Annotated in this window: 17 protein-coding genes and 1 tRNA gene; 10 read left to right on the top strand and 8 right to left on the bottom strand. The window is 37.2% G+C overall.

Annotated features, from left to right (window positions below):
- Positions 1-104: 104 nt before the first annotated feature.
- Positions 105-479, top strand: coding sequence for a helix-turn-helix domain-containing protein (locus ACFIK6_RS06020; RefSeq protein ID WP_375677466.1), 375 nt, complete (start codon positions 105-107; stop codon positions 477-479).
- 89 nt (positions 480-568) lie between these two features.
- On the opposite strand, the gene ACFIK6_RS06025 is transcribed toward ACFIK6_RS06020, so the two are convergent.
- A tRNA-Glu gene (locus tag ACFIK6_RS06025) sits at positions 569-643 on the bottom strand.
- 1,249 nt (positions 644-1,892) lie between these two features.
- Here ACFIK6_RS06025 and ACFIK6_RS06030 point away from each other — a divergent pair.
- Positions 1,893-3,209: a homoserine dehydrogenase gene (locus tag ACFIK6_RS06030; protein WP_375642440.1), complete on the top strand. Its 1,317-nt coding sequence runs from the start codon at positions 1,893-1,895 to the stop codon at positions 3,207-3,209.
- A gap of 143 nt (positions 3,210-3,352) precedes the next feature.
- On the top strand, positions 3,353-4,339 hold the full coding sequence (gene glpX, locus ACFIK6_RS06035) for a class II fructose-bisphosphatase (RefSeq protein WP_375642439.1): 987 nt from the start codon (positions 3,353-3,355) through the stop codon (positions 4,337-4,339).
- Between the two features lie 104 nt (positions 4,340-4,443).
- Here the strand turns inward: glpX and ACFIK6_RS06040 are convergent, their stop codons facing one another.
- Positions 4,444-5,550, bottom strand: coding sequence for a branched-chain amino acid aminotransferase (locus tag ACFIK6_RS06040; protein WP_375677467.1), 1,107 nt, complete (start codon positions 5,548-5,550; stop codon positions 4,444-4,446).
- Between the two features lie 333 nt (positions 5,551-5,883).
- On the opposite strand from ACFIK6_RS06040, the gene ACFIK6_RS06045 reads away from it, so the two are divergent.
- Positions 5,884-6,159 (top strand): hypothetical protein, encoded by a 276-nt coding sequence (locus ACFIK6_RS06045; protein WP_273722765.1) that lies wholly within the window; start codon positions 5,884-5,886, stop codon positions 6,157-6,159.
- A 181-nt stretch (positions 6,160-6,340) separates the two neighbouring features.
- Here ACFIK6_RS06045 and ACFIK6_RS06050 read toward each other — a convergent pair whose 3' ends face one another.
- From ACFIK6_RS06050 to ACFIK6_RS06060, 3 genes are all read right to left on the bottom strand, one after another.
- Positions 6,341-8,857, bottom strand: a complete 2,517-nt coding sequence (locus tag ACFIK6_RS06050) for an SPOR domain-containing protein (protein WP_375642436.1) — start codon at positions 8,855-8,857, stop codon at positions 6,341-6,343.
- Positions 8,858-9,008: 151 nt separating this feature from the next.
- The gene (argS, locus tag ACFIK6_RS06055; protein WP_375642435.1) at positions 9,009-10,766 is read right to left on the bottom strand and encodes an arginine--tRNA ligase; all 1,758 of its coding nucleotides are present in this window, start codon (positions 10,764-10,766) and stop codon (positions 9,009-9,011) included.
- A gap of 30 nt (positions 10,767-10,796) precedes the next feature.
- Positions 10,797-11,999 (bottom strand): deoxyguanosinetriphosphate triphosphohydrolase, encoded by a 1,203-nt coding sequence (locus ACFIK6_RS06060; RefSeq protein ID WP_375642434.1) that lies wholly within the window; start codon positions 11,997-11,999, stop codon positions 10,797-10,799.
- 108 nt (positions 12,000-12,107) lie between these two features.
- On the opposite strand from ACFIK6_RS06060, the gene ACFIK6_RS06065 reads away from it, so the two are divergent.
- The 5 genes from ACFIK6_RS06065 (at position 12,108) to glmS (ending at position 17,653) form a co-directional block, all read left to right on the top strand.
- Positions 12,108-12,431 carry a HesB/IscA family protein gene (locus tag ACFIK6_RS06065; protein ID WP_375642433.1) on the top strand — a complete coding sequence of 108 codons (324 nt, stop codon included), beginning with the start codon at positions 12,108-12,110 and terminating at the stop codon, positions 12,429-12,431.
- A gap of 39 nt (positions 12,432-12,470) precedes the next feature.
- Positions 12,471-13,460: a carboxypeptidase regulatory-like domain-containing protein gene (locus ACFIK6_RS06070; protein WP_375642442.1), complete on the top strand. Its 990-nt coding sequence runs from the start codon at positions 12,471-12,473 to the stop codon at positions 13,458-13,460.
- Between the two features lie 46 nt (positions 13,461-13,506).
- On the top strand, positions 13,507-14,292 hold the full coding sequence (locus ACFIK6_RS06075; RefSeq protein ID WP_375642432.1) for a cytochrome c biogenesis CcdA family protein: 786 nt from the start codon (positions 13,507-13,509) through the stop codon (positions 14,290-14,292).
- A gap of 14 nt (positions 14,293-14,306) precedes the next feature.
- Positions 14,307-15,656: a bifunctional UDP-N-acetylglucosamine diphosphorylase/glucosamine-1-phosphate N-acetyltransferase GlmU gene (gene glmU / locus ACFIK6_RS06080; RefSeq protein WP_375642431.1), complete on the top strand. Its 1,350-nt coding sequence runs from the start codon at positions 14,307-14,309 to the stop codon at positions 15,654-15,656.
- Between the two features lie 173 nt (positions 15,657-15,829).
- Positions 15,830-17,653, top strand: coding sequence for a glutamine--fructose-6-phosphate transaminase (isomerizing) (gene glmS / locus ACFIK6_RS06085; RefSeq protein ID WP_375642430.1), 1,824 nt, complete (start codon positions 15,830-15,832; stop codon positions 17,651-17,653).
- A gap of 387 nt (positions 17,654-18,040) precedes the next feature.
- Here the strand turns inward: glmS and recG are convergent, their stop codons facing one another.
- Positions 18,041-20,149: an ATP-dependent DNA helicase RecG gene (recG, locus tag ACFIK6_RS06090; protein ID WP_375642429.1), complete on the bottom strand. Its 2,109-nt coding sequence runs from the start codon at positions 20,147-20,149 to the stop codon at positions 18,041-18,043.
- A 401-nt stretch (positions 20,150-20,550) separates the two neighbouring features.
- Here recG and dnaE point away from each other — a divergent pair, with 401 nt between their 5' ends.
- Positions 20,551-24,018: a DNA polymerase III subunit alpha gene (gene dnaE, locus ACFIK6_RS06095; protein WP_375642441.1), complete on the top strand. Its 3,468-nt coding sequence runs from the start codon at positions 20,551-20,553 to the stop codon at positions 24,016-24,018.
- Between the two features lie 192 nt (positions 24,019-24,210).
- Here the strand turns inward: dnaE and ACFIK6_RS06100 are convergent, their stop codons facing one another.
- Both ACFIK6_RS06100 and ACFIK6_RS06105 read right to left on the bottom strand, forming a co-directional pair.
- On the bottom strand, positions 24,211-25,458 hold the full coding sequence (locus ACFIK6_RS06100; RefSeq protein WP_375642428.1) for an FAD-binding protein: 1,248 nt from the start codon (positions 25,456-25,458) through the stop codon (positions 24,211-24,213).
- 49 nt (positions 25,459-25,507) lie between these two features.
- Positions 25,508-25,756 (bottom strand): zinc-finger domain-containing protein, encoded by a 249-nt coding sequence (locus ACFIK6_RS06105; RefSeq protein ID WP_273722745.1) that lies wholly within the window; start codon positions 25,754-25,756, stop codon positions 25,508-25,510.
- Positions 25,757-25,770 lie beyond the last annotated feature (14 nt).

Here is a 25,770-nt window from a genome sequence, read left to right on the forward strand (position 1 = left end):
AAAAATACCCCGAAAAGAACTCTTGATTCGCAATAATTGAGGAAAATCATAAAAAGATTTGTTAGAATCAGAAGAAATATTTCTTCTCTAATAGGACTTTTTATATGGTTACACCCTTTGGTAAAATTTTACGGAAACTTCGCATTGATCACTCCGAACGCCTTTTAGATATGGCTAAAAAATTAGATATATCTGTAGCATTTTTATCATCTGTAGAAATTGGCAAAAAGTCTGTTCCTGTAGGACTGGAGGAAAAGATTATAGAGCTTTATGGTTTAGATAAAGCTATGGCTTCTCTCTTAAAAAAAGAAGCCTATTCTTGTCGAAAAAGCATCATAATAAAGCCTTCTACTCCGTTGCAACGTGAAACTGTTGTTGCGTTTATGAGACTTTTAGATGGCTTACATCAAGAAGCGTTAGCAGACTTCAAAGAAACATTAGAAACATTGTGCGAAGCGTGCTTTATAGAGAAATGTTAGAAAATCCTATTCCCTAACTTTTATCCACGTATCCCGTACTTTAAAAAAGATATATAAAATCAATAGATTGTGTACAGTAAAAAGAAACATGGTACGCCCAAGGGGAATCGAACCCCTGTTTCCGCCGTGAAAGGGCGATGTCCTAACCGCTAGACGATGGGCGCAAACCAATGATGAGGCTTATAGAGAGGATCTTGTTACTTCGCAAGCCCTCTGTGTCATTTTTTTTGAAAAAAGTGTGTTTTATTGAATAATTTTTGGACGATTCCTATTTGGATTGTTTCTTTTCAGTTTGAGTAGTAGGCAAAAATGATCAAAACGGCTTTTAAATGTATTTATTTTTTGCATATTTTATCGTTTGTTATCTCTGCTTACCACATAAGAATATTATTTAACTTGTTTGAAAGAAATTTTATACAGAATATTCCTTATTTGATCTTATTATAAAGCAAAAACTGTATAATTTGTGAAGTAGAAAGCAAATATTTATTACAAAATTAATAAATAATACCAATCATATAATTTTTTTATAGGCATAATCCATATATTTCTTTCAGTTTAACAAAATATAAAAATATTATTTATGATAAAAATAAAAATATTAAAGCAATTTTACAGAATATATTAAAAAGTATTTTTCTTATCTTTACTTTTACATATCTGTAAGAAATTTAAAATTAAAAGCGCGTCATTTGTTCTTTCACATATTGAGAAGGTTCTTGATTTGAAAGTGAATTAGCGTGGATAAAGGGCTGCTTTAGATTCTTGACATTTCAATTCGTTAGTTTTTCAAAGGGATGGCAATAAGTTAAGGTAAAATATTCTAATTTTGTAAATTTATTCTCCATATTTATAATATTTCAGAATTATGATGTACATATATTAAGTATTGTTTTTACTTTAATGTAAGGTTCTATTTTGATATATGAGTGCGTTAAGATTTTTGCGTTAAAGATTTATAGTTCAAGCTATGGAATGGTAGGAAGGAATGTGTTATTATCTACTGCTCTACTTTGTTTTATCCATTCTCTTAATTTATCATATGAAAGAATGTTTTTTGTCCAATACTTGTTGATTTAGAAGAGATGTTTTTATTCTTTTTACCAAGTTTTCAATATTCTTTAATTTGTTATTGATTATTGTTTAGAACTTTTCTTTATGGCAACCTGCATTTATCAGTTTTACAGATTTTCATTCTGAATTAGATCTTTTATAAAGATTCTGAAATCTTTGAAGACAATAAATATTATATTTTAGGAATGTTGATTGAACAAGCGGGGATAATTCTATTGGAGAAAATGAACTGAATGGAGCGGGATGTTTCTTTTGTTTTTATGGATGTAAGTATTCTTTGTGTTGATTGGCACATCATTTAAACGATTTTTCAATGAAGATAGGGATCAGTGGTTAATAATGGCAGAAGCTTTAAAAGTTGGTGTTGCGGGACTTGGTACGGTTGGTACTTCAGTTGTTCGAACTCTATGTGAAAAAGCAAATAGTTTAGCTTGTCAATGTGGGCGATTCATCAAAGTCGTTGCTGTTAGTGCGCGGGATAAAAGCCGTAATCGTGGAATTGATCTCAGTGATATAAAATGGTTTGATTCACCTGTGGAGTTAGCTGCTTCTGATGAGATTGATGTTTTTGTAGAGTTAATTGGTGGTGAATTGGATGTGGTGTATACCGCTGTTAAGAGAGCGCTTGAGACGGGACATCATGTTGTAACAGCCAACAAAGCTCTTCTTGCTCGACATGGAGTAGAGCTGGCTATAATTGCAGAAAAAAAAGGGGTTTTTCTTCATTTTGAAGCAGCTGTTGCAGGAGGAATTCCTGTCATCAAAGCGATGAGAGAATCACTTGTTAGTAATCGCATATCGCGAATTTATGGTATTCTCAATGGAACCTGTAATTATATATTAACTCGCATGTTTACGGAAGGTCTTTCATTTAAAGATTGTTTAGCAGATGCACAGAGACTTGGGTATGCTGAAGCAGATCCAAGTTTTGATATTGAGGGAAATGATACTGCTCATAAATTAGCTTTGTTGACAAGTTTGGCATTTGGAACAGCTGTTTCGTTAGATGATGTTTATGTTGAAGGAATTCATAATATTTCGCAAATTGATATTCGAGCAGCTGATGAATTGGGGTATCGGATTAAGCTTTTAGGGGTTGCATTAAAAACGGATTCTGGAATAGAGCAACGCGTTCATCCAACAATGGTACCAACATCCTCAATGATTGCACAGATAAATGGCGTAACCAATGCTCTTTCTATTCAAAGTGATTTATTAGGTGAATTACTGTTTTCTGGTCCTGGCGCCGGAGGAATGGCAACAGCATCAGCCGTTATTGGTGATTTGGCTGATATAGCAAAAGCGCGTTCTGGTTTTCAGTATGCACCTGTTTTAAGACGTCCAGCATTAGAACTTGCTCCTCATAAAAAAGCACGTATTTCGCATCATGCAGGGGGGTATTTTATTCGTTTAAATGTTCATGATCGTACTGGTGTTTTTGCTGCGGTCGCAAGGCATATGGCTGATAATCACATCTCATTGGAGTCGATTGTTCAAAGATCTTTTGTAGAAGATCAAATTGAAAAAACAATTATTTTAATTACGCATGAAACAACAGAGGTGAATGTACGACAGGCACTTGCAGAAATTGAAAAAGATGGACATCTTGTTGCAAAATCTCAATTTATTCGTATTGAGCCTATGGCAGAGAATTGATAACTTTCTTAATAATGACAAAAAGGCAAGCTTGAGTTCTTTTGTCTCTTGTGGAAAATTTTCATCTTTGCCAAAAACTTTATTCTTAGTATTTAATAAGGACTCATATTTTTTCTGGTATTCATTCGGTAGGATTTTTTCATATGCCCACAACTCAGAAGATTTTAAATGGACTTGATCGTATTTTGACGCTTGAATTGGTACGTGTTACTGAACGTGCTGCTGTTGCTGCTGCACGCTGGCGCGGACGTGGCGATGAAAAGGCAGCGGATCAGGCTGCTGTAGATGCAATGCGGCAGGAACTTAATCAATTGCCTATTGATGGTACAGTGGTGATTGGTGAAGGTGAGCGGGATGAAGCGCCTATGCTTTATATTGGGGAAAAAGTAGGTCTTCAAAGTGGATTGGCGATTGATATTGCACTTGATCCACTAGAGGGAACAACACTTTGTGCTAAAAATATTGCCAATTCTTTGGCAGTAGTTGCAATTGCTGGAAAGGGTAATCTCCTTTATGCCCCTGATGTTTATATGGAAAAAATTGCTATTGGTCCTGGTTATCCAAAGGGAGTAGTAGATATAGATGCTTGTCCTACCGATAATATCCATGCTCTTGCAAAGGCTAAAGGAGTGGCTGTTAATCAGATTGTTGTTTGTATTATGGATAGACCTCGTCATGAAAAATTGGTTAATGAAGTACGAGCGACAGGGGCATCGATTCGCTTGATTGGGGATGGAGATGTTGCTGCTGTTATTGATACAACTGATCCAGAAGAAACAGGTATTGATATCTATATGGGAATTGGTGGAGCACCTGAAGGTGTTTTAGCTTCTGCTGCTTTGCGCTGCATTGGAGGACAGATGCAAGGTCGTTTGCTGCTTGATACAGAAGAGAAAATTGCTCGTGCAGCTAAAATGGGGATTAGTGATCCCAATAAGGCTTATACAATGGAAGAAATGGCAAAGGGTGATGTTTTGTTTGCAGCAACAGGGGTGACAGATGGTAATATGCTTTCTGGTGTTAAATTTACATCTCGTTACATTCAAACGGAAACTCTCGTAATGCGCTCCCATACGGGTACAGTCCGTAATATTAAAGCACAGCATCGAGATCATTCAAAATTTGATTAATGTTTTCTTTTTTCGTCCCTAAAAATAGAGGGAGTTTTTTAGGAAAAACGCTCCCATGAAAATAGATACATGGAAGCGTTTATAGATATGAGAATACCTTATTATTATGAGAGCTGGATAGAATGCACCCAGCCATTTTTATCTTCTATGTTCCCTTTTTGAAGGCCAACCAATTGTGTACGAAGCTGCTTTGTAACTTCTCCAACTGTTCCATTTCCAATAATAAATTCTCCCTCTTTATATCTAAAACGACCAATTGATGTGACAACGGCAGCTGTACCACAAGCAAAGACTTCTTTAAGGTGTCCACTCTTTGCATCTTCTTGAAGCACTGCAAAAGAATAAGGACGCTGTTCTATCTTTAATCCTATTTGTTGAGCTAACCTTAAGATTGAATCACGGGTTATCCCTGGAAGGATAGTTCCATTAAGTGGGGGGGTTACAAGTGTATTATTGTCCATAATAAAGCAGACATTCATACCACCAAGTTCTTCAATCCATTTATGTTCAATCATATCAAGGAAGAGTACTTGGCTACAATTGTTTTCAGTTGCCGTTTTTTGTGCCAGTAAGCTTGCTGCATAGTTTCCACCACATTTGGCAGCGCCTGTGCCTCCTGGACCAGCACGGCTATAATCTGTTTCAATCCAGACGCTGACAGATTTTTCTTCTCCTTTGAAATAGGATTCAACTGGAGAGGCTATGATACAAAAAAGATATTCTTTAGAAGGGCGGACCCCCAAAAAGTTTTCATTGCCAAACATAAATGGACGGATATAAAGGCTAGCGTTGGGATGATCAGAAACCCATTTTTGATCAATTTTTACTAATTGATGAACGGCAGCCAGAAAAATATCTTTTGGCAATTCTGGCATAGCTAAACGTTTAGCTGATTCTATAAAGCGTTGTGCATTGGCATCAGGACGGAAGAGCAAGATGCGCCCATCTTTTGAACGATATGCTTTTAAACCCTCAAAAATTTCCTGTCCGTAATGTAAAACGGTACTTGCAGGGTTAATTTCTAAAGCTTTGTATTGAGAAATGATGGCATTGTGCCAGCCTTTGTCTTCAGTCCATTGAATAGTACACATGTGGTCTGTAAAAAATTGACCAAAACCGGGACTTTTCAAAATTTCTTCACATTTTCCTTCTGATAGAGGAGATGGGTGTTTTTCTATTTTAAAGGGAAGCGATGATATGGGAGATTTCATAAAAAAACCTTTTGAGTATGTTTTATTTTTATTAATAAAAATAATGAGATATTTTAATCACAACTCTATTATTAACAAAACCGTTGTGTCAATGTTTTCTTATAGCACACAAAGTTTTATTATAGAACACAAAGGGGCTTATTATAGAATTCAAAGGCTCTATGGTAAGGTAGATATTTTAATTCTATTCTCGCCTCTTTTTCTCAACTTTATGAAGTAAGCTGGAACTTTTGTCTATAATTATCGTTTTCTCAAAATAAGTATCTGAATAATTTCATATATGCATATTTTCTAGAAATTAAAAGGTAAGGGAATTGAGAAAAGGAATCCACTATGATTGATAAAAATTATCACACATATGAAGAACGTATGGCCGCAGAAAGAAGAGAGCGTGAACAACGTGTTTCAATCGCTAAGGGTATTTTTGCTATTCTTCTTGCTGTCGTTATTATTTGGTTTATTTTTGGTTTTTTAGGATCTTTTTTTGCAAAATCTCCTGAACATAGTTCGCGTTATAATACTCCAGAGACAAGCCAAAGCGTAACAACGCCCAAAAAAGATTTAAATTCGCTTCCTTCTGTACCTTATACGTATAAGGGTACGGAGTGATTTTTTCATAAATATAATCTTTTAGATAGAATGAAAATCGACGTAGATTAAAGAATAAAGTAAAGTTAGCACAAAGACATAAAAAAGATTGGACGATTTTAACTTCTGAAGTTTTTGATAAGTAATTAAACGGTATGGAAATAAATCATGCAACGGTTGTTAAAACCGTTGCATGATTGGTTTAGCGTGTGATGAAGCAGCTTCCACCAGAGCTTTTAATGGATTCACAAAGGATTATGGCTTCATTACGGTCTTGCGTTTGAATCCGAACACGGTAATAAGTACCTTTTCCTGGTATAAAAGCGGGTTGAATATTTAAAGAACGGGCACCGATAAGGAACCCAAATTTAGATTTCATATTTTTTAAAGAATTTCTAGCTAGCTCATGCGTTGGCTGAGATGCAAGTTGTACGTAATAACTTTCTGAATTTTGTGCTACGACTCTGTTTGGTGATGTGGAGCGAGACGCGGCTGGTGTTTCAACTTGTGTATTTCTTTCTGCATGAGAAGGAATAGGGATAAATTTTTCTTCAATATTTGAGCTAGAAGTATTTTCTGCGATTATTTTATCAATATTATTTTTGAGATCATGATCTCTTTCTTGGTCGTTTATATCAGAATCATGCGACGAAACAAGGAGCGAATCTTGAAGTTCATTAGAATCTTGATCAGTGCTTTCTTCAGATTGAGCAGCAGTTTTGCTCTTTGTTTGATGCGCAGGGGCTAGTGTAACTGTACCATCTTGATTTACAATAACAGTTTGTACTTCTTGCGTGGGAATAGTATGGTTTATGGCTTCTGTGACTGCATCTTCAACATCAGATTCATTTAAAGAAGATGAGGAAATGTTTGAAGATTCTCCAGGATTTAATTCTTTTAAATTTTCAGGTTGTTCAGAGTTATCAATAAGAAATTGTTGTGTATTTTCTTGTTTCTCATTTTGTTCAGTTGTTTGTTTATAGATATCTAAATTATGTGCAACATCCTTTTTCGGTTCAGTTGTTTCTGGTTTGAATTTAAAAGGCCTATTATCAGCGTGGATAATGACCGTTTCTTCATTTTTTTGTGATGGCATAAAAAAGTGAGAATAACCAGCAAACCCAATTCCTATTAAAATAAGTATAAAAATACCTCTAATGAAAGTTTTACCGAAAATAAAACTTTTTAAGGGAGGAGGAGCTGGTGGATGCGTGGAAACTTCATCTGCGCTTGTGTATGATGAATTCTCGCTAAAAGGGGGAAAATCATATTCCGTATTGGCAGAAGACAAATAGTCGGAATTTTGTTCTTTAGAGTTTATGTAAACACCTTCTTTTGAATTTTGCATAGATTGATGAAAAACTTCACTAAAAATCTCATTTTTCTGTTGGTTTTGAGACAAATTATCCGTTGGGACATTTCCTACATTGAGTACATCAGCAAATTCTTCTTCTAAACCACTACTAGTTGGCACATCATATTCTGGCGCTTCATACGGGACTTCTGGAACCATAATAGGGCCAGTTTTTTCTACGATTTCCTCTGAAAATTTATAAGTATCAACATTGGGAGGGGGAGTATCTCTGTGCGTATAGTTGTGGGAAAAAAAGCCATCCGTTTGTTTTGTATTCAAAGAGGGTGACGAGGAAAGAAACTCATCTAAATTGGTTTCATTATATGAAATTTCTCTATTTTGGTTAGAGGTATCTTCGGTGTTATTGATATAATGGGCTTGAGCCTCATTATATATTGGAACTTTTTCGCTATAAGTTTCTTGCTGTGAAGGGCTTTCTTCAAAAGAATGGGGATAATTGGTTGTATGATCTTCTTGTGAATCCCCCTTTAAATAAGAGTGTCTATCAACTGGTGAAGAATCCAAAGGTGAAGAGAAGGCACTTGTTGTTTGATTTCTTGCAGTGTTTTGTCTTTCTAACACAAGATTAGAAGATGAGAAAAACTCATCTTTCTCTGTAGAAGAGGAGGCATCAGGATAATCTTTTTTAATCCAATTTTCTTGATCAGCTGAAATTTTATAGGGATGGTTTATGGGAGTCTCATAGAGGTTTTGATTGTCATCATAAGTTTTTTGTATATTCGTAGTCTCAGGCTGTTGTGAATTTGTTTGTGAAAAACGATAGGTTTGTTCAATAGATTCTGGAATCTCTTTCTTATTTTCGTGTCTTTCAGATTTATCAAAAAAGAAATTTTCTGTTCCTGATTGTGACATAAGATTACTTTTTTCAAGAAAAGGATCAGTACTGCTTGCTGTTGTGTTCTGTTGAGGGGATTGATTCTTTGGGATTGGTAATGGAGAAAGCGCATCTAAAATTTGTTCTTCATCATGACTGCTAGGTGAATAATATTTCTCTTCAGATAAATTATTTCGTTTTGAATGGTTGAAAGAAGCAGTTTGTGCAATATCTGAGGCTGTTGCGTTGCTGGTTGCATGCAAGTCCCATTGTTTTTTTTGATCATCGAACGGTAAGTCATGTGCTAAATTATTTTCAAGTTCCTCTTCTAGAAAGGACAAATCAAAATTATCATCATGGGATGATGTTTCGGGGTGAGATGTTGATCGATCTGTCTGTAAAGAAGATTGCTCATTTTGGTTTCCGCTTTGTTTATGCGGATTAAAAATGCGCGTAAGTCTTTCCAAAGGATCATGGTGTTCATGATCGTGTTTTGTTTCGTGTAGATTTTTGCGATCGTTATCGCTCATAGCTTTTCTCACATGGTGATTTGCATCTGGGTGCAATCAATGGTTGATTTTGATTTGTTATATTAAAATTATAAATTTTCCCCCTCTCATGCAAGGATACATGAAAAAGTTTATCAATAGAGTATCTATTGTATGTATTTATAGAACTTTTTCAACGCATTTCTATTGGTGCCTCGACTCCTATGATGGTAAGTCCTGATGATAAAATATTGATAACAGCTTGTATCAACCCCAATCTTGCAAAGGATAACTCTTTATCATCAGGTTGAATAAAGCGTAAATTGAGACTTTCACTCCCTTTATTCCAATGGGTGTGAAAGCTGGAGGCAAGGTCATAAAGATAAAACGCTAATCGATGCGGTTCCTTATGAATGACGGATTGTTCAATGATCCGTGGATATTCAGAAAGTTTGCGTATTAACAATATTTCATGGTCATCTGTTAATCGATGAAGATGGGCGATTAATGTATCATTTGAAAAGCTTTTAATATGAAGCGCTTCTTGTGCTTGACGAAAGACTGAGTGACAACGTGCACTTGCATATTGTACGTAAAAGATGGGGTTATCTTTTGATTGTTCTGTTACTTTTGCAAAATCAAAATCAAGAGGTGCTTCACACTTACGGTATAGCATCATAAAACGCACAGGATCACGCCCAACCTCTTCGACAACATCCCGTAGAGTAACAAAAGATCCTGCTCTTTTTGACATGCGTACAGGATGACCGTTGCGAAAAAGTTTTACCAATTGACATAAGAAGACACTTAATTTAGCTTTATCCCCAGAAACTGCTTTTGCCATTGCCTCTAGCCGCTTTACATAGCCAGCATGGTCTGCGCCTAGAATATAAATCATTTCATCAAAATGACGATTAAATTTATCCCGAAAATAAGCAACATCAGCAGCAAAGTAAGTATAAGAGCCGTCAGATTTGACTAACACACGGTCTTGGTCATCACCGACATTTGTTGAACGGAACAAAGTTTGTTCGCTTGGTTCCCAGTCTTCTGTATTTTGTCCCTTGGGAGGGGGGAGTTTTCCTTTGTAGATATAACCATTTAAAGTGAGATCGTTGATGGTGTTACGAATGGCGCGTGCATTATCTGCATAAAGCATTCGCTCAGAGAAAAAGATATCATGATAAATATTAAGAGCAGCCAAATCTTCGCGAATCATGGACATCATTGCATGAATTGCACGTTCTTTCACAAGAGATAAGGCTTCGTCTTTATCCATCGTGAGGAGTTGGTCACCAAACTCTTGAGCAAGCGATTGACCCAATGGTATCAAGTATTCTCCAGGATAGAGTCCTTCTGGAATTTCATTAATTTCTTGCCCAAGAGCCTCACGATAGCGCAATAGGACAGAGTGGGCGAGGACTTCTATTTGTTGACCAGCATCATTGATATAATATTCTTTCGTAATGTTATAGCCCGTAAATTGCAGCAAATTGGAGAGAACATCCCCAACAACCGCTCCGCGGCAGTGTCCTACATGCATTGGTCCTGTCGGATTTGCTGAGACATATTCAACATTGATGCGTTTTCCTTGTCCCATTGGGATACGACCATAAGAAGTGCCTAATTCAAGCATGGATTTTATAGCATCTTGCCAAAATAATTTTGTAAGCTTTATGTTTATAAAACCAGGACCGGCAACATCTATATTTTCGATAGAGGTATCATTTTTAAGAAGTTCTATGATTTTATCTGCAAGTGCACGTGGATTGATTCCAATAGATTTTGCAAGCACCATAGCAGCATTGGTTGATAAATGACCATGGGAGGAATCACGCGGAGGATCAACAGTGATTTTTGATAAATCTAGATCTTCTCCATTTTTCCCTTTTATATCAGATAATTCAATTGATCTCTTAATTTTTTTTTCGAAGTTTTTAAAGATATTCATATTTAGCTTCCATGATGATGCCAAAAGCCATTAAACGAAATGATCTGTATGGTCAAATAAACGGTGATATTCACGTAGAGCGTAGTGATCCGTCATGCCTGAAAGAAAATCAGCAATCAAACGTGCTAACTCTTGATTTTTTAAGTGCACTGTTTTGCTCTGCCAACTTTCAGGCATTGTATTTGGATTTTCATAATAACAATTGAATAATTTTTGTACAATGCATTTTGCTGCATTGCGACGACTAAGAACTTGTTCATGGTAGTAAAGATTTTTAAATAAAAAGTTTTTTAGTTCTTTTTCATAAACGGTCATTGTTGGTGAAAAGGTGACAATAGTTTGTTTTGCTTGGTGAATATCGTTTATGCTTGTTGGTTTGATGCGTGCTAAATTTTCTTGTGATTGTTTGATAACATCTTCAACCATGGTTGTTATTTGTCTTCGTACAAGTGTGTAACCGCGACGCGCTTGGTCGAGGTGGGGATGCTCATCTGTTATATCTTTTAATATTGCTGCTGTTAGTGAAACATGTTCAAATTGATCGAGTGTTAAAAATTGCGAACGTAGACCATCATCAATATCATGCGCATTGTATGCGATATCATCTGCAATAGCAGCACATTGCGCTTCTAGTCCTGCAAAACAATCGAGTGCAAGGTCTTGCTTTGCATTGTATTGTAAAATATCAATAGGAATCTCCTTATCCTTCGCGTTGGGACCTAAAAGGGGACCATTATGCTTTACAAGTCCTTCAAGGGTTTCCCATGTAAGATTAAGTCCATCAAAGTTTGCATAGCGCTGTTCTAGTTTTGTGACAATGCGTAATGCTTGTGCATTATGATCAAAGCCGCCATAATGTACCATGGCTTCATTAAGAGCATCTTCTCCAGCATGGCCAAAGGGCGTATGTCCAAAGTCGTGAACAAGGGCAATGGCTTCGGCAAGGTCTTCATCAAGACACAGGGCACGGGCTAATGTTCTTGCAATTTGAGAAACCTCTATGGAATGGGTTAGGCGAGTACGATAATGGTCGCTTTCGTCAGCAATAAATACTTGCGTTTTATGTTTAAGACGTCGAAATGCATTAGAATGGATAATACGATCTCTATCTCGTTGAAAAGGCGAGCGTGTGGTGCTCATCGTTTCATAGAATAATCGACCACGGCTTGTTTGCGGATGAGCACTGTACACTGCTCGAGATTGGTAATTGAAGTTGATATTGCCTATATCCATTGCAAGCTGCCCATTATCATCTTAAAATTAAGAGTGGTTTATGAAAAATAAACTTCTCTTTGAGTATGGGATACTCTTTCTTGATGGTTTAATGCAAGGATATATAAAATGAATGTGAAAATTTCAGATGCTGCTGCCAAAAAAATTGCACAGATACTTTTGCGTGAACCCGATAAAATAGCATTACGTATTTCTGTTGAAGGTGGTGGGTGTTCAGGTTTTTCTTATAAATATGACTTGGTTTCTGAAATGTGTGAAGATGACCGCGTTCTCAAAAAAGATGGGGCAGTTGTGTTTATTGATTTACTATCACTTCCTTTCATGGAAGGAGCTGAGATTGATTTTGTTGATGATCTTATGGGGCAGTCTTTTCAAATCCACAATCCCAATGCTGTTTCATCATGTGGTTGTGGTGTAAGTTTTTCAATTTAAAATGATGGCTGTGTGATATTGTTTCTTGAAAAAAATATCATGTTGGTCAACAATGTAAAAATGAGTATTCTTATAAAAATAACGCACCGATGTATATGGTTGTGCGTGGTATTTACTTTATTGACTTGGAGCCACTGTGCTTTTTCTGAAGAAGGAGAAGGAAAAGATCAGCAGCAGGGACAATCAAGGAGTTTTATTGTAAAGTCTCAAGAGCAGGAAAAAGAAAATTTAGCATCTCAAACACAACTCATTTTGAATGCTCGGTTAACAAATAGTCAGCCGAATATTGAAAAAGGGCTTGTCTGGCGGGTTTATGCCCCTATTCTAGGGATTGATAATAAATTACCATTAGTGGCAATCTATAAGGGGGGAAGTGCACGTTTTAATCTCGAACCAGGAAGTTATCTTGTTCATGTCTCATTTGGTCATATGAGTTCTGTACGCCATATTCGCCTAGAAAATGGACAGAGTCTTGTAAAAAACTTTAATCTTGAGGCTGGTGGTGTCATTTTAAATGCAACATTGCTCAATGGTGTAATGAATGAAAAGGAATTACGTTTTACCATTTATGAGGATGAAAAAGAAAATGATGATACGGGGGTGATTTTATCAAATATTAAACCCCAATCAGTTGTGCGTTTAAAAGCTGGCCGCTACCATGTTGCTTCCCATTATGGTTCTATTAATGCGACGGCTCGTTTGGATATTCAAGTGGATGCTGGTAAAATGACAGAAGTTACCCTTGAACATCAGGCTGCTCAGATCGTCTTAAAGCTGGTACGACAAGAAGGAGGGGAAGCGCTTGCAAATACAAGTTGGTCTATTGCCAATGATTCTGGTGATATCGTTTATGAAACAGTTGGTGCTTATGTTTCACTCGTGTTAGCAGAGGGAGAGTATATTGCAATTGCTAAAAATAAAGATAAAATCTATCAAAAAGTTTTTTCAGTCGTTTCTGGTCGTGATGAGGATATAAGTGTGGTGGCGAATGAACAAAATATGCAACGAATTGATGAAGATATGGATTGATCGTTGTTCATGGGGGTAAACTATGATGAGAGACGGGGTATGAGTTTTGATTGAAATTTCAACAGTTGGTGTGTTTTTTGCTGGGGCTCTCTCTTTTTTATCGCCCTGTGTTTTGCCGTTGGTTCCTCCTTATTTATGCTATATGGCAGGTATTGGTATTGATGATTTTCGTTCAGAAAATCACGGTGAGAAAGTCTTTATACGGTGGGCTTTATTGTCTTCTGTTATTGCTTTTGTTCTTGGATTTACGACTGTTTTTGTTGCCTTAGGTGCCAGTGCGAGCACAATTGGGAAATTCATCGGTTATTATCGTGATTGGTTTGCCCTTGCTGCTGGAATTGTCATTATTATTTTTGGTTTAAATTTTTTGGGGATTTTCAAGATCACTTTTTTATTTCGTGAAGCACGTTTTCAGACCAAAAGAACACCTGCTGGTCCTTTAGGGGCGTATATTATTGGTTTAGCTTTTGCCTTTGGTTGGACACCGTGTATTGGGCCCATTTTAGGTCCTATTATAACGCTGGCTGGAACAAAAGAAACTGTGGGAGAGGGAGCTATCCTATTAGCGGTTTATGCATTAGGTCTTGCTATTCCTTTTATGTTGGCAGCTTTATTTTCGAGCAGTTTTATGCGATTTTTAGGAGCTTTTCGTATTCATTTAGGAAAAGTTGAAAAAATTATTGGTGTTTTTCTTATTCTTACAGGGATTTTGTTTTTAACAGGCTCTATGCAGGATCTTTCATTTTGGCTTTTAGAACATTATCCTTCGTTGAGTTATATTGAAGATATTCGTTGGCATGATATTATGAATTTTTTTGGATTTTCTCGTTAGTCTTATGTGTTTTTATGGTTAGAAGTTGTCTTTCTATTGTTCTTGCCGCAGGTGAGGGGACGCGCATGAAATCGTCTCTGCCTAAGGTACTTCATAAAATTGCTGGATTGCCTCTTATATGCCATGTTCTAAAACAAATAGAATTGGCAGGCTCTTCACAATTAGCAGTCGTTGTGGGATTTGGTGCTAAGGAGGTTACGCACGTTGTTCAGTCATTTGTAAAAGATGTGATGATTTTTGAACAAAAAGAGCGTTTAGGAACAGCTCATGCTGTTTTGTCTGCTCGTTCAGCTTTGCAAAAGGAAGTGGATGATGTTCTCATTGTTTTTGGGGATACGCCTCTCATTCAGCAAGATTCATTGCACCAGATGCGTGCACAGCTTGCTGATGGAGCAGATGTTGTTTTTGCAGGTTTTCATACCAAAAATCCAACAGGTTATGGGCGTCTTCTTGAAAAAAATGGTCAATTGATCGCAATTGTAGAAGAAAAAGACGCTAGCGATGAAGAAAAAAAGATTTCTTTTTGTAACGGCGGAATACTCGCTATGCGTGGAAAACATGCACTTTCTCTTTTAGAGCAGGTTGGTAATAATAATGTGAAAAAAGAATATTACTTAACAGATATTGCTTCTCTTGCAACACGTGAAGGATTAGATGTGCGTGTTGTTGAAGTTCCTTTTGAAGATATTGTAGGAATTAACAACGCTCTTGAGCTTTCTGAAGCTGATTCTTTGTGGCAAAAACGTAAAGCGCGCGATTTAATGTTATCGGGTGTTACACTCTTAAAGCCAGAAACACTCTATTTTTCTTATGATACAGAAATTGAACCAGGGGTGGTGATAGAACCAAATGTTTATTTTGGGTTAAGCGTAAAAGTACAATCTGGTGCTGTTATTCATGCATTTAGTTATCTCGAAGGTGCTGTGGTTGGTAGAGATGCACAGATTGGTCCCTATGCACGTTTGCGTCCTGGAACAGAGTTGGCGAAGTCCGTAAAGATTGGAAATTTTTGTGAAGTCAAACAAGCTAAGATAGGAGAATCTTCTAAAATCAATCATTTAAGTTATATTGGTGATGCTGAAATTGGTGCACATACCAATATTGGAGCCGGTACAATTACTTGCAATTATGATGGATTTAACAAATATAAAACCATGATTGGTGATCATGCTTTTGTTGGGTCTAATACAGCACTTGTTTCCCCATTGGTAATAGGGGATGGTTCTTATGTTGCTTCAGGAAGTGTTATTACTGAAAATATTCCTATGAACAGTATGGCTTTTGGGCGTGCACGACAGGTTATAAAAGAGGGATACGCCACAAAATTTCGAGAGCGCTTGTTAGAAAACAAACAGAAAAAATAATTATTTTCAGTCTATTCCTTTGTTTCGTGTTAATCTGATAATCGATAGAATGTTTATTCTTAAAGATTGCCGTACTCCATGTTTGAATTATTTTATTATTTATAGTTTTAAATAAAGGCTGTTGGATTGTTTTATAAGATTTAAATCTTAAAGATGTGGGTTGGAGCTTTTTAATGTGTGGAATTATTGGAATTCTTGGAAAGAGGTGTGTTACGTCTTCTTTGGTTGAGGGGTTAAAACGTCTTGAATATAGAGGGTATGATTCATCTGGGGTGGCAACAGTCTATAATGGGCATCTTTATCGTGTACGTGCTGAGGGGAAGCTCGTTCATTTAGAAGAAAAATTAAAAAAAACACCTCTGGAGGGAAGTTTAGGGATTGGTCATACCCGTTGGGCTACGCATGGAATTGCTGTTGAACGCAATGCGCATCCCCATGTGACTGAAAAGCTTGCGATTGTTCATAATGGTATTATTGAAAATTTTGTAGAATTGCAAAAGGAACTCATAGAAGATGGTTATATCTTTGAAACAGAGACGGATACGGAAGTTATTGCACATTTAATAACGCGTGCATTAAAAGATGGTCTTTCTCCGCAAGAAGCTATGCGTACCAGTTGGAAAAGACTGCAGGGGGCTTTTGCTATTGTTCTTATTTTCGAAGGTGAAGATAACCTTATGATTGCGGCTCGTTCTGGTCCACCTCTGGCAATTGGTTATGGAAAAGATGAATTTTTTGTGGGGTCAGATGCGATTGCTTTGGCACCATTCGTTGATCATATTAGCTATATGGAAGATGGGGATTGGGCTGTTCTCACACGGGAAGGCGTCACAATTTACGATGTATATAATCAACCGGTAAAACGTCCTGTGACAACATTACTTGAAGAGGCTTTATTGATTTCTAAGGGTAATCATCGCCATTTTATGCACAAGGAAATGTTTGAACAACCTGAAGTGATTTCTCATAATTTGGCGCATTATCTTGATCTTGGAAATTATGCCGTTCGACCTTTTAAGAATTTGATTGATTGGAAAAATATTCATCGTCTCCTTTTTGCGAGTTGTGGAACGGCTTATTATTCAACCTTAGTTGCGCGCTATTGGTTTGAGAAATTTGCTGCTTTAAGTGTTGATAATGATGTTGCTTCGGAGTTTCGTTATCGTGAACCTCCTATAACCTCTGATGTGTTGTCGCTGTTTGTTTCTCAATCTGGTGAGACAGCTGACACATTGGCTTCTTTGCGTTATTGTCGTGAGCGGGGTGTAAAAACAGCAACAATTGTGAATGTAGAGCAATCAACAATGGCAAGGGAGGCTGATTTTATTCTCCCAACACTTGCCGGACCGGAAATTGGTGTTGCTTCAACAAAAGCTTTTACCTGTCAATTGGCAACGCTTGCTTCATTAGCACTTAGTGCTGCTAAACAACGTGGTTGTCTCTCGGTTCAAATGGAACAGCAGTTGGTTCAACAGTTGGCAGAAGTTCCACGTATTTTAAACGAGGTCTTAAAATTAGAGAGCAAAATTGAATGTATTTGTCGTAATTTGGTGAATGCAAAAAGTGTTCTTTATCTGGGACGTGGGACTTCTTATCCGATTGCTTTGGAGGGAGCCCTTAAACTGAAAGAGCTTTCTTATATTCATGCTGAAGGTTATGCGGCGGGTGAGTTGAAGCATGGACCAATTGCTCTGGTCGATGAGACAATACCCGTTATTGTTGTTGCACCTTATGATCGGTGGTTTGAAAAAACTTTTTCTAATATGCAAGAAGTGAGTGCGCGTAATGGTCGTATTATTTTAATAACCGATAAAAGGGGAGCAGAAGTAGCTTGTCTTAACACTTTATCAACGATCACTTTGCCAGATGTTCCAGAATTTATTGCTCCTATCATTTATGCACTCCCTGTTCAGTTAATCGCTTATCATACGGCTGTTTTATTAGGAACAGATGTCGATCAACCCCGTAATTTAGCAAAATCAGTCACGGTTGAATAAAAGTATATTTCTGAATCTTTTGGAGAACAATCAAGTGTAAGAAATTGATTTATAATGATAGCTTATTTTTCCACTTTTCTCTGTTGAACGAGGATACCGGAGACAGGATTTTTCGTTCTAAATTCTTTACGATAAAACAAAAAATATTTTCTACCTGTCAAAAAATGGATCAGCTATGTGAATATAATGATAAAATAAGATGCAATATCGCTTCTACTCTTTTCATGCAAGAGTAAATCAGATTGAGAGAAAAGACGCTGTTGTCGATTTGTTACTCTTTCATGAAACATAAAGATGGTAAGGTATTGCGTAGATCATTTATGGGTTACTCTAAGAGAGGAAACCGCATTTGAACAGAGAGGTATTTTTTTTATTAGAGGGTCTTTGTTATCCTGCTCGCAATAGGCGAGCAGCATCGTTGTGTCCGAAAAGGTAAAGGAGCAACCGTAAAGCTTGTCCTTGCTGAGAAGAAAGATGAGGATCACGTTGTAAAAATAAACGTGCATCTTTTCTTGCCATTGACAAAAGATCACTATGAACAGCAAGGTTTGCTATATGAAATTCAGGGACTCCGGATTGTTTTGTACCTAAAAGCTCTCCTTCGCCTCGTAGGCGCCAATCTTCTTCAGCGATTTCAAAACCATCTTCTGTATTGCGGATAATATTAAGGCGTGTTGCTGCTGTTTTAGTCAGTGGATCTTTATAAAGCAAAATGCAGGAAGATTTTTTATCGCCTCGTCCTACACGTCCACGTAATTGGTGCAGTTGTGAAAGGCCAAAAAGTTCTGCATGTTCGATGATAATGATCGAAGCATCTGGAATATCTACTCCCACTTCAATAACAGTAGTTGCAACTAAAATACGTGTATTTCCACATTTAAAAGATGCCATAGCGGCTTCTTTTTCTGTTGTAGACATTTTCCCATGGATCATACCAACGTGTGCTCCAAAGCGTTCATGGAGAAATGCAAAGCGGTTTTCAATTGAAGTGAGATCAAGAGCTGTCGATTCCTCCACTAAAGGACAAATCCAATAGAGCTTTTCTCCTTTTTCTAATGCAATTGCGATTCGCTCTATAAGCTCATGAAGACGTTTCAAAGAAAGCATTGCTGTTGTAATGGGTTGTCGTCCCATTGGTTTTTCGGTAATTTTAGATACATCCATATCACCAAAAGCTGTTAAGACAAGTGTGCGCGGAATGGGCGTGGCGGTCATAACCAGCATATCAGGTTTATTGCCTTTTTCTGTAAGAGCAATACGTTGATGGACACCGAAACGGTGTTGTTCATCAATAATAGTTAAGGCAAGATTGTTATAAGTGACGCTGTTTTGTATGAGAGCATGGGTTCCGATGACAATAGAAACATGACCTGATGAAATATCATTCAAGATATGTGTCCGCAATTTTCCTTTTTCTCGTCCTGTTAAAAGAGTTGTTTGTAATCCGACCTTTTCGGCAAGAGGAGCAATGGTGGCAAAATGTTGCCTAGCAAGTACTTCGGTTGGTGCCATTAAAGCTGATTGTCCTGAATTTTCAGCAATTTGTGCCATTGCCATCAATGCAACAACAGTTTTTCCTGCGCCTACATCACCTTGAAGCAGTCTTAGCATCGGTTCTGATGAAGCAAGATCATTTGCGATATCTTCTACTGCTTTTTTTTGTCCGGTTGTGAGTTGAAAGGGGAGGACATTAAGCAATTTTTTAGTATAAATTCCTGTTGAGGGTCGAGAAGTGCTAACAAGAGATTTGGTTTTCAAACGCACGAGTCCTAGCGCCAATTGACAAGCGAGCAATTCATCATAGGCAAGACGTTTGCGTGCTGTACTTTCTAAGGATAGATCATCGGGATTAATGGGCGCATGGATACGGTGTAAAGCAACAGAAAAAGAAGAAAAATTTTGCTGCTTTTTCACATTTTCATCTATCCATTCTGGGAGGAGAGGAATAAAATCAAGAGCGTTTTGTATGGCGCGTCTTAGTGTTTTTGCAGCTAGTCCTGCAGTAGAGGGATAGACAGGTTCGATGAGAGGAATCTGATTTGATTGTTCGCTTGGAGCAATATAGTCGGGATGCGCCATTGAAAATTGTCCATTAAACCATTCAACTTTTCCTGATACAGTGACTTTTTTTCCTTTGGGGAGTTGTTTTTTTAGCCAAAGAGGTTGAGCGTGAAAAAAGACTAAATTTATTTTTCCTGTTTGATCATGGGCAATAACACGATAGGGGATTTTGTTGTGACCACGGGGCGGTGGTTGATGTTGATCGATGATAATTTCGAGCGTAACAGTGTCTCCTTCTTTTACACAAGCAATGCTGGGACATATTCTGCGGTCTATGACGGAATGAGGCATTAATTGAAGAAGATCAATAAGGGTTGCTTCGCGTTGTGTAGGATTAACATTTAAGAGTTTGGTCAGTAAACCATAGGTTTTAGGTGTAATACCAGAAAGAGTTCGAATAGAATTAAAAAGAGGGGTAAGAAGATTTGGAGGCATGAGCAAATTTAACCTGCTCTTTTTGTTTTTTCTAGACCTTTAGAAGAGCTTTTTGGGGATAAAGTCATAAAGAGGAGGTTTCTTTATTTACACATTGAATTTTAGGAAGAAAAATTAATATTTAAAGATAAATACAATAAAAGGGTGTAAAAATTAAAGTGCTTAGATGAGGTATATTATTTTTCTTTTTATTTTAGGTATTTATTTGCTGTGAATAGAAGCCTTTTCTTGATAGAACTCTCTTATAAATATTAATAAAATTGGGATATTGCTTCTATGTAGGATGATGAACTTATAGCTTTAAAGTTATGATAAAAAGGAGTTTTTTCTTTTATAAGGGATGCTGTTTGGCATTTATTTTGTAGTGGGAAATTGTGAGAGTGGTAAAAAATAAAAATAAAATGCAAGAGAACAAAAATTCTCTTCCTCGCTTTATTCATTTGAGAGTGCATTCAGCTTATTCTTTACTCGAAGGGGCTTTAAAAATCCCTCAAATTATTCAACAAGCGATTTCAGATCATGCACCAGCGGTTGCTATTACCGATACCAATAATTTATTTGGTGCTTTGGAATTTTCGCAGCATTGTCTTTCTCATGGGGTTCAACCTATTATTGGTTGTCAGCTTGCTGTTGATTTTTGTGATGAAAATGATCATTCAGGTTTGGTTAAATGGCGTAATTCTTCTAATTTTTGCTCTATTGTTCTTTTGGCTGCGAGCAAAACCGGTTATGCTCATTTGGTTCGTCTTGTCAGCCGTGCTTATCTTGATAAATGTGATACTGATCCTCCTCATATTAAAGCTAATTGGTTGTCGGCACACAGTGAAGGAATAATTGCTTTAACGGGAGGCAAGGGAGGGCCTATTAATCTTTCTTTGGCGGAAGAGAAAAAAGAACATGCTGTTGAGCGCTTAATTTATTTGAAAAAATCTTTTGCTGATCGTCTTTATGTGGAATTACAACGGCATGGCTCTTATGATCGGAGAGTAGAGGCTGATCTTATTGAATTGGCTTATGCACATGAAATTCCTCTTGTTGCGACAAATGAAGCCTTTTTTCTGAAGAGAGAGGGGTATGAAGCGCATGATGCGCTGATGGCTGTTTCAGAAGGACAAATAGTCTCTAATCCAGATCGTAAACGTGTGACGCCAGATCATTATTTGAAGTCACAAGATGAAATGATTACACTGTTTTCGGATCTTCCAGAAGCTTTAGAAAATAGTGTTGAAATTGCATTGCGTTGCCATATTGCCACACCTCTTCGAAAACCGATATTGCCTCGTTTTATAGAACAATCTGCTAATTCAGAAAATACTTTGGAAGTAGAAGATAGTGAGTTGTTAAATCAGGCTAAAGCTGGTTTGAAGATGCGGCTTGAAACAATTGGATTGGCTGAAGGGTATACGATTGCAGATTATGAGCAGCGACTTGATTATGAAATTTCAGTTATTACACGTATGCAATTTTCGGGATATTTTCTTATCGTTTCAGATTTCATAAAATGGGCAAAGGTTCATGATATTCCCGTTGGACCAGGACGGGGTTCTGGTGCTGGTTCACTTGTTGCTTATGCATTGACGATTACTGATGTTGATCCCTTGCGTTTTTCTCTTCTCTTTGAACGTTTTCTCAACCCAGATCGTGTTTCGATGCCAGATTTTGATATCGATTTTTGTCAAGAGCGGCGCGAAGAAGTTATTCAATATGTTCAAAAAAAATATGGACGTGATCAAGTTGCTCAAATTATTACCTTTGGTAAGTTACAGGCACGTGCGGTTTTGCGTGATGTGGGGCGTGTTTTAGAAGTTCCTTATCGTCAGGTGGATTATCTTACAAAATTAATTCCTGCTACGCCAGGAAGTCAAGTAGAATTGGCTGATGCTATTAAGGATGAACCTAAATTTGAAGAGGAAAAGAAAAAAGATCCGGTTGTTGGACGCGCATTAGATATAGCACTTCAGTTGGAGGGACTTTATCGTCATGCTTCGACTCATGCTGCTGGGATTGTTATTGGAGATCGTCCGCTTTGGGAGCTTGTCCCGATGTATCGTGATCCTCGTTCTGATATGCCTGTTACACAATTTAATATGAAATATGTTGAACAGGCGGGACTGGTAAAATTTGATTTTCTTGGATTAAAAACGCTTACTGTTTTGAAAATGGCAGTCGATTTTGTTGCCAGAAAGGGGATTAAAATAGATTTATCAAATATTCCTCTGAATGATGAAACAACCTACGCTATGATGGCACGTGGTGAAACGGTTGGTGTGTTTCAGGTGGAAAGTTCTGGTATGCGCAAGGCGTTGATTGGAATGAAGCCAGACCGTATTGAAGATATCATTGCGCTGGTCGCACTTTATCGTCCAGGTCCAATGGAAAATATTCCAACCTATAATGCACGCAAACATGGGGAAGAGGAAATTGCTTCTATTCATCCTAAAATAGACCATCTAATTAAAGAAACACAAGGTGTTATTGTCTATCAAGAACAGGTGATGCAGATTGCTCAGGTGCTTGCTGGCTATTCGCTTGGAGAAGCCGATTTATTACGTCGTGCTATGGGGAAAAAAATTCATGCTGAAATGCAAAAACAGCGTACGCGTTTTGTCAATGGAGCTGTTGCTGGTGGTGTTGATAAAGATCAAGCTGATATTATCTTTGATCTTTTAGCAAAATTTGCCGATTATGGTTTTAATAAATCGCACGCTGCTGCTTATGCAATTGTTTCTTACCAAACAGCTTATATGAAAGCAAACTATCCCGTTGAGTTTTTAGCTGCTTCAATGACATATGATATGACGAATACAGATAAACTTAATGATTTTCGGCGTGAAGCATTAAGGCTTGGTATTGAAGTTATTGCACCTTCTATACAAACATCTCATCGTGTTTTTGAGGTTGGTGATAACTGTATTTATTATTCTCTTGCTGCCATTAAAGGTGTGGGAGAAACCGTTGTGGATCATATTGTTGCTTGTCGTGGAAATAAGATTTTTAAGGATCTGGAGGATTTTTGTGCGCGTGTTGATCCTCGTATTGTTAATAAGCGTGCGATGGAAAGTTTAGTTTGTGCTGGTGCTTTTGATTGTTTTAACATTGCACGTGAGGTTTTATTAGCCAATCTTGGAACCCTTCATGCGCGTGCACTTCGTATTCTCGATGACAATTCTAGCGGGCAGGTTGATATATTTGGAATGGCAGGCGGATTAAAAGAACCATTGATTTTATCGCAAACAACCCCTTGGTTGCCGGCTGAGAAACTTTATCGAGAATTTCAAGCTATAGGTTTTTACTTTTCTGCTCATCCATTAGATGAATATCAAGCTATTTTGGACAAAAAACGCGTTCAGACTTGGGTTAATTTTGCCAATGCCGTTAAAGGAGGAGCAACGGCTGCACGGCTTGCTGGAACTGTTGTGGCAAAAAACGTGCGCAAAACAAAATCTGGTAAAAAAATGGGAATTATTCATTTTTCTGATACAAGTGGACAATATGAAGCAGTTCTCTTTTCTGAGGCACTATCGGATTATGAAGAGATGTTAGAACCCGGAAAATCTTTTATTATTACGGTGAGTGCAGAAAATCGTTCTGAAGGAGTTAGTTTGCGAATTGAAACAATTCAGTCTTTGGAAAATGAATCATTACAACAGCATAAAATGATGCGTCTCTTTATAAAAACAGTTGATATGCTTCCACAAATTGAACAAAATTTAAATCTTGGGGGGAATGGAGAGGTTGGGCTTATTTTAATTCAAGAGGATGGATTGCGAGAAGTCGAAATTGCGCTTCCTAAGCGATATAAGGTAAATTCACATGTCGCAAATGCTATGAAATTAATTCAGGGTGTTGTTGATGTAGAACTGAGTTAAAGAAAGATTAAAGATGGGAGCTGATTTTGAGTGGTGTTTTTGCTTTTAGGAGCGTTAAAAATTGAGCTTTTAAAATCGGATTGTAGGTTTCGAAAAATATTGCTTTTATTTGAGTAAATTATGATATTTTTTTAGTGTCATAAAATTAAAAAGATTTCTTTCTTTCGTAATATTCAAATTACTGGAAGAATTTTATAAGTTTTTATCATTATTTTTTATGGAATTCATCGCATCATACATATAAAGCCAATTGAGATCTGACATAATGCTCTCTGGTGTCCGAATTTTCATCATGAGATTGCGTGCAATTGCTATAGGACCGGTTGCGTGATAGGCTAATCTGTTGAAATCTCCGCGTTTTTTTACTGCTACAATACGGGGGGTGCGTGTTGTTTCGTAAAGCGAAAGTGCTTTCATTAATGAAAAATCTTTCAATGAAAGTGCTTCAGCTAATGTAGCAGCATCTTCGATTGCCATAGCGGCCCCTTGAGCTGCAAAAGGTAAGGCAGCATGTGCGCAATCGCCAACAAATACTTGTCTCTCTAAGCCGATAAAACGATTTTGTTTCATTTGAAAGAGTGGCCAATAACTCCATTCATCAATATGGTCAAAGATTTGTAAGATTTTTGAATTCCAACCTTTAAAAAGAGATTTGAGTTTTTCTTTATCTCCTTTATGAGCCCATCCTTCTTTTGAATTTTCTCCATTTGTGATGGCGACAAAATTAAAAATTTTTTCTGACGATTGAATGGGGTAGACAACAAGATGATTTTTGGGTCCCATCCAAGCCGTAATTGTCTTCATATTTTGCAATGAAGAACGAAAGTTTTGAGGAAGATTGTCAAATGTTGTTGTTGCACGCCAAGCAATAAAGCCACTAAAATTTGCTTTTTCATGAAAAGGAGATTGTTGCCTTAATGTTGACCAAACGCCATCACATGCGATCAGGAGGGGCGTTGAATGAAGCTGTTCTGTTACCGTATCTGTTTTTATGGTCGTGATTTTAATGTTGCTTGCAGATTGGGTAGAAGACACAATCGTTTCGCCTGCTTTGTATTTGATCAAAGGATTTTCAATCACTGCATTATATAAAATTTTTTGTAAAGCCGCGCGGTGAATCGTCATATAAGGGGCTTTCCAATATTTTTCTGTTAGATTAATAAGATGAGCCCGTAGATGTATTTTTAGAGATAATCCATCTTTTAACTCAAGAAAATGCGGGATTGTCGCGACTTCAGTGAGTTTGTTAAGAAGTTCCCAGCGAGCAAGAATAGATGTTGCATTTGGTGTCAGTTGAATACCAGCTCCTATTGTTTCAAGTTGCTTACACTTTTCGATAATGGTGCTTGCAATTCCTTTATGAGCGAGTGCTAAAGCGGTGCTTAAACCAGCAATTCCTCCTCCAACAATGATGGGTGATTGTTCCACAAATGATTTCATATTAAAGCAGAGTTAAAAGAGCGGTTATTAAGAAAGCCAAAAAACGCAATTATAATAGCTTTTCTGGATGATATAAGCATCCTGTTGGATTTGTTTGATCGTATGATAACGAGGGAACATAACGATAAAGGGTTGAGCAGTAGGGGCAAATTTTCTCATCTGCTGTTCCCATGTCGATAAAGATATGAGGATGATCGAATGGTTGTGTAGCACCTACACACATAAATTCTTTCACACCAATTTCGATTGTTTTATATCCAAGGTCATTTTGGAAATGGGGAATGTTATGATCAGCCATGGCGTACAAACTCC

Origin of the sequence: Bartonella sp. AS69XJJH (assembly GCF_042195585.1) — a bacterium.
Lineage (GTDB): Bacteria > Pseudomonadota > Alphaproteobacteria > Rhizobiales > Rhizobiaceae > Bartonella.

Coding starts and splice junctions, on each gene's coding strand:
- glmU (WP_375642431.1), top strand. CDS start 14,307: ATGGTTAGAAGTTGTCTTTCTATTGTTCTTGCCGCAGGTGAGGGGACG.
- glpX (WP_375642439.1), top strand. CDS start 3,353: ATGCCCACAACTCAGAAGATTTTAAATGGACTTGATCGTATTTTGACG.
- ACFIK6_RS06040 (WP_375677467.1), bottom strand. CDS start 5,550: ATGAAATCTCCCATATCATCGCTTCCCTTTAAAATAGAAAAACACCCA.
- ACFIK6_RS06050 (WP_375642436.1), bottom strand. CDS start 8,857: ATGAGCGATAACGATCGCAAAAATCTACACGAAACAAAACACGATCAT.
- recG (WP_375642429.1), bottom strand. CDS start 20,149: ATGCCTCCAAATCTTCTTACCCCTCTTTTTAATTCTATTCGAACTCTT.
- glmS (WP_375642430.1), top strand. CDS start 15,830: ATGTGTGGAATTATTGGAATTCTTGGAAAGAGGTGTGTTACGTCTTCT.
- ACFIK6_RS06030 (WP_375642440.1), top strand. CDS start 1,893: ATGGCAGAAGCTTTAAAAGTTGGTGTTGCGGGACTTGGTACGGTTGGT.
- ACFIK6_RS06045 (WP_273722765.1), top strand. CDS start 5,884: ATGATTGATAAAAATTATCACACATATGAAGAACGTATGGCCGCAGAA.
- ACFIK6_RS06020 (WP_375677466.1), top strand. CDS start 105: ATGGTTACACCCTTTGGTAAAATTTTACGGAAACTTCGCATTGATCAC.
- dnaE (WP_375642441.1), top strand. CDS start 20,551: ATGCAAGAGAACAAAAATTCTCTTCCTCGCTTTATTCATTTGAGAGTG.
- ACFIK6_RS06105 (WP_273722745.1), bottom strand. CDS start 25,756: ATGGCTGATCATAACATTCCCCATTTCCAAAATGACCTTGGATATAAA.
- ACFIK6_RS06060 (WP_375642434.1), bottom strand. CDS start 11,999: ATGGATATAGGCAATATCAACTTCAATTACCAATCTCGAGCAGTGTAC.
- argS (WP_375642435.1), bottom strand. CDS start 10,766: ATGAATATCTTTAAAAACTTCGAAAAAAAAATTAAGAGATCAATTGAA.
- ACFIK6_RS06065 (WP_375642433.1), top strand. CDS start 12,108: ATGAATGTGAAAATTTCAGATGCTGCTGCCAAAAAAATTGCACAGATA.
- ACFIK6_RS06100 (WP_375642428.1), bottom strand. CDS start 25,458: ATGAAATCATTTGTGGAACAATCACCCATCATTGTTGGAGGAGGAATT.
- ACFIK6_RS06070 (WP_375642442.1), top strand. CDS start 12,471: ATGTTGGTCAACAATGTAAAAATGAGTATTCTTATAAAAATAACGCAC.